The organism is Arthrobacter sp. Hiyo1 (genome assembly GCF_001263615.2).
GTDB lineage: Bacteria > Actinomycetota > Actinomycetes > Actinomycetales > Micrococcaceae > Arthrobacter.
The window spans coordinates 543743-546320 of the sequence record NZ_DF952468.1 but is presented as its reverse complement, the minus strand read 5'-3'; the positions used below and the strand labels follow the sequence as shown (position 1 = coordinate 546320).

Here is a 2578-nt window from a genome sequence, read left to right as displayed (position 1 = left end):
GGCGATCCGGTGCCGACCCTTGCGCCTGCTGGAAGATCCACCAGTTTGAGCCCGTCACGGGCGCACAAGGCGTCCCTGACGTCGACGCGCTTGGGCGTTGCGGCGATGGTGAGTCCGAGTGCCGCGCCCGTGGGGAGATCCTTCAAGGAGTGAACAGCAACGTCGCACGCGTTCTCCAACAGCGCGTCGCGAAGCGCGGCGACGAACACTCCGGTGCCGCCCATCTGGGACAGGGAACCCGTCCGGACATCGCCTTCGGTCTTGATGCGCACTAGTTCAACGGGAAAGCCACCGATGGCGGCCAGCTGGTCCGCGGCCTGCTGGCTCTGGGTGAGCGCGAGTTTGCTCGCGCGGGTACCGATCCGAACGGTCATTTCGCGCTTTCTCCTGCGGGGTAGGCATCGTGTCCGGTGCCGACTGTGGTGTCCGCACCCGCAATCGTGGGCTTCTCTCCGCGGAAGTTGGCGCAGCAGCCCGGACGGCAGATGTCGTACCACGGGCCCAGCCCGGTCATGGCGGGGCGATCGGCGATGTTGTTGGCCACCGTCCGCTCGCAAATGAGGTCCACCAGGCCGGAAACGAACTTGCGGTGGGTTCCCGGCGTGGGAACCGTGTTGCGGCGAGGCCGAGGTTCTTGCACGTTTCCAGGGCCTCGGTGTCGAGGTCCCAGGCCACTTCCATGTGGTCGGAGACGAAGCCAAGGGGTACGATCACGACGCCCTTGATCCCTTGACCAGCCAGTTCCTCGATGGCATCGTTGATGTCCGGCTCAAGCCACGGAACGTGCGGGGCGCCCGAGCGGGACTGGTACACCAAGGACCACGGCGCGGTGAGCCCGGATTCGGATTCAACCCGCCGGACAACTTCGGCGCCGGCAGCCAGGTGCTGTGCCACGTAGGCCGAGTCCTGCTCGAAGTCGCGGGGCTCGCCGTCCGAACGTCCGGCGCCCTCGGCGTCACGGGTCGGAATGGAGTGCGTCGCGAACAGGATGTGCACCGGCGCGCCCTGGAGGCCGTCCGCTGCCAGTTTCTCCTGGACCTCAGCAAGTCCTGCAGCCGTTCCTTCCACGAAGGGCTCGACGAAACCTGGGTGGTCGAAGTACTGGCGTACCTTGTCCACTTCGAGTTTGCCGTCGAGGCCGGTCTCGGTCAGCGCGATGCCGATGTCCTCGCGGTACTGGCGGCAGCTGGAGTAACAGGAGTAGGCGCTCGTGGTGACCATCAGCAGCTTGCGGTGGCCGGCGTCGTAGGCTTCCTGGAGCGTTTGCGGGATGTAGGGGTCCCAGTTGCGGTTGCCCCACAGCACGGGCAGGCTGATGCCGCGCGATGCCAACTCCGCTTCGAGGGCGGCCTTGAGGTTCCTGTTTTGCTGGTTGATGGGGCTGATGCCACCAAAAGCGCGGTAGTGGTGGGACACCTCTTCGAGGCGCTCATCCGGGATGCCGCGGCCACGGGTCACATTGCGAAGGAAGGGAATGACGTCGTCCTGGCCTTCCGGCCCGCCGAAGGAGGCGAGGAGGACGGCGTCGTACTCTTTGGGAGCCATGCGTCCGGCCTCGGTGACGTCATTGACCTCGGTGAGGCTGGCCGGGCCCGCGGAGTGGCGGCCGCTCACGCGAGGACCTCGGCGATCTCCGCGGCGGTGATGCGGCGGCCGGTGTAGAACGGGATTTCCTCGCGAACGTGGTTGCGGGCGTCGGTGGCCCTCAGGTGGCGCATGAGGTCCACCAGGTCAACGAGTTCGGGTGCTTCCAGGCCGAGGATCCACTCCCAGTCGCCCAAGGCGAAGGAGGACACGGTGTTGGAGATGACCTGGGGGAAGTCGCGGCCCAGCATGCCGTGATCGCGCAGCATCTTTCCACGCTCTTCGGCCGGCAGGATGTACCACTCGTAGGAGCGGACGAAGGGGTAGACGCAGAGCCAGGTGCTGGGCTCGACGCCGCGGGCGTAGGCCGGAACGTGGTTCTTGGCGAATTCGGCTTCGCGGTGGACGCCCATGGCGGACCAGACGATCTCGGTGCCTGCGAAGAGCGCGCTGCGGCGGATGTCGCGGACGGCCTGCTGCAGGGCCTCAGGCTTGGCGCCGTGGAGCCACACCATGATGTCGGCGTCAGAGCGCATGGCGGAGACGTCGTAGCTTCCGCGGAGGACCACGCCGTCCTCGGCGAGCTTGGCAGCCAGCTGCTCGAAATCCTGCACAGCGTCGGCGCTGCGCAGGACATCGCCCGACCGCTTGAACACGGTCCACAGCGTAAAGAACTGCTCTTCGGATTCGGCAGTTTTAGTGACAGATTCGGCAGAAGTGTGGCTCATGGTACAAGTCTGCCCCGTCGATGCCGCTAAGTCGAAATGCATCACTTCTACAAGACGTAGAAGTGATGCATTTCACAAAACTGCGTCGATTTGCGCGGAGGTGTCCGCAACCACGGCGGCCAGGCCGTTTCCGGCGAGCCAGCCTCCCACCACGGTCAAGCCGTCGGCTCCGGAGCAGATGCGGCGCACCTCGGCAACGCGCTGTTTGTGACCGACGGCGGCGAACGGCAAGGCCCCGCCCAACGGACGACGTCCCAATCGAGCAC

The 2578-nt window shown here is 65.9% G+C and carries 1 protein-coding gene and 3 pseudogenes; all 4 read right to left on the bottom strand.

The genetic code is table 11. The features are described 5' to 3' along the window. Positions 1–374 (bottom strand): annotated as a pseudogene (locus AHiyo1_RS02470) (hydroxymethylbilane synthase); the annotation flags it as partial. Then, a pseudogene (locus AHiyo1_RS02465) lies at positions 371–1545 on the bottom strand (ferrochelatase). The pseudogenes AHiyo1_RS02470 and AHiyo1_RS02465, both read right to left, overlap by 4 nt. 65 nt (positions 1546–1610) lie before the next feature. Beyond that, positions 1611–2312 (bottom strand): hydrogen peroxide-dependent heme synthase, encoded by a 702-nt coding sequence (gene hemQ, locus AHiyo1_RS02460; RefSeq protein ID WP_059387506.1) that lies wholly within the window; start codon positions 2310–2312, stop codon positions 1611–1613. A gap of 72 nt (positions 2313–2384) precedes the next feature. Next, positions 2385–2578: pseudogene (locus tag AHiyo1_RS02455) on the bottom strand (protoporphyrinogen oxidase); the annotation flags it as partial.